The sequence below is a fragment of the Halomonas sp. Mc5H-6 genome, assembly GCF_024124705.1.
Lineage (GTDB): Bacteria > Pseudomonadota > Gammaproteobacteria > Pseudomonadales > Halomonadaceae > Vreelandella > Vreelandella subterranea.
Window position 1 is genome coordinate 1 of record NZ_JAMXSI010000034.1, and the last position, 1,156, is coordinate 1,156.

At 56.6% G+C, this 1,156-nt stretch carries 1 rRNA gene; it reads right to left on the reverse strand.

The annotated features are described in order from the left end of the window. Nucleotides 1–1,156: ribosomal RNA gene (locus NH395_RS18315) — 16S ribosomal RNA — on the reverse strand; the annotation flags it as partial.

Genomic DNA, 1,156 nt, shown 5'->3' on the forward strand with positions numbered 1-1,156 from the left:
CCCTTTGTACCGGCCATTGTAGCACGTGTGTAGCCCTACCCGTAAGGGCCATGATGACTTGACGTCGTCCCCACCTTCCTCCGGTTTGTCACCGGCAGTCTCCCTAGAGTTCCCGACCGAATCGCTGGCAAATAGGGACAAGGGTTGCGCTCGTTACGGGACTTAACCCAACATTTCACAACACGAGCTGACGACAGCCATGCAGCACCTGTCTCTGCGCTCCCGAAGGCACCAAGTGATCTCTCACAAGTTCGCAGGATGTCAAGGGTAGGTAAGGTTCTTCGCGTTGCATCGAATTAAACCACATGCTCCACCGCTTGTGCGGGCCCCCGTCAATTCATTTGAGTTTTAACCTTGCGGCCGTACTCCCCAGGCGGTCGACTTATCGCGTTAACTTCGCCACAAAGTGCGCTAGGCACCCAACGGCTGGTCGACATCGTTTACGGCGTGGACTACCAGGGTATCTAATCCTGTTTGCTACCCACGCTTTCGCACCTCAGTGTCAGTGTCAGTCCAGAAGGCCGCCTTCGCCACTGGTATTCCTCCCGATCTCTACGCATTTCACCGCTACACCGGGAATTCTACCTTCCTCTCCTGCACTCTAGCCTAATAGTTCCGGATGCCGTTCCCAGGTTGAGCCCGGGGCTTTCACAACCGGCTTATCAAGCCACCTACGCGCGCTTTACGCCCAGTAATTCCGATTAACGCTTGCACCCTCCGTATTACCGCGGCTGCTGGCACGGAGTTAGCCGGTGCTTCTTCTGCGAGTGATGTCTTTCCTGCCGGGTATTAACCGACAGGCGTTCTTCCTCGCTGAAAGTGCTTTACAACCCGAGGGCCTTCTTCACACACGCGGCATGGCTGGATCAGGGTTGCCCCCATTGTCCAATATTCCCCACTGCTGCCTCCCGTAGGAGTTCGGGCCGTGTCTCAGTCCCGATGTGGCTGATCATCCTCTCAGACCAGCTACGGATCGTCGCCTTGGTGAGCCATTACCTCACCAACCAGCTAATCCGGCATAGGCTCATCCAATAGCGGGAGCCAAAGCCCCCTTTCTCCCGTAGGACGTATGCGGTATTAGCCTGGGTTTCCCCAGGTTATCCCCCACTACCGGGTAGATTCCTATGCGTTACTCACCCGTCCGCCGCTCGTCAGC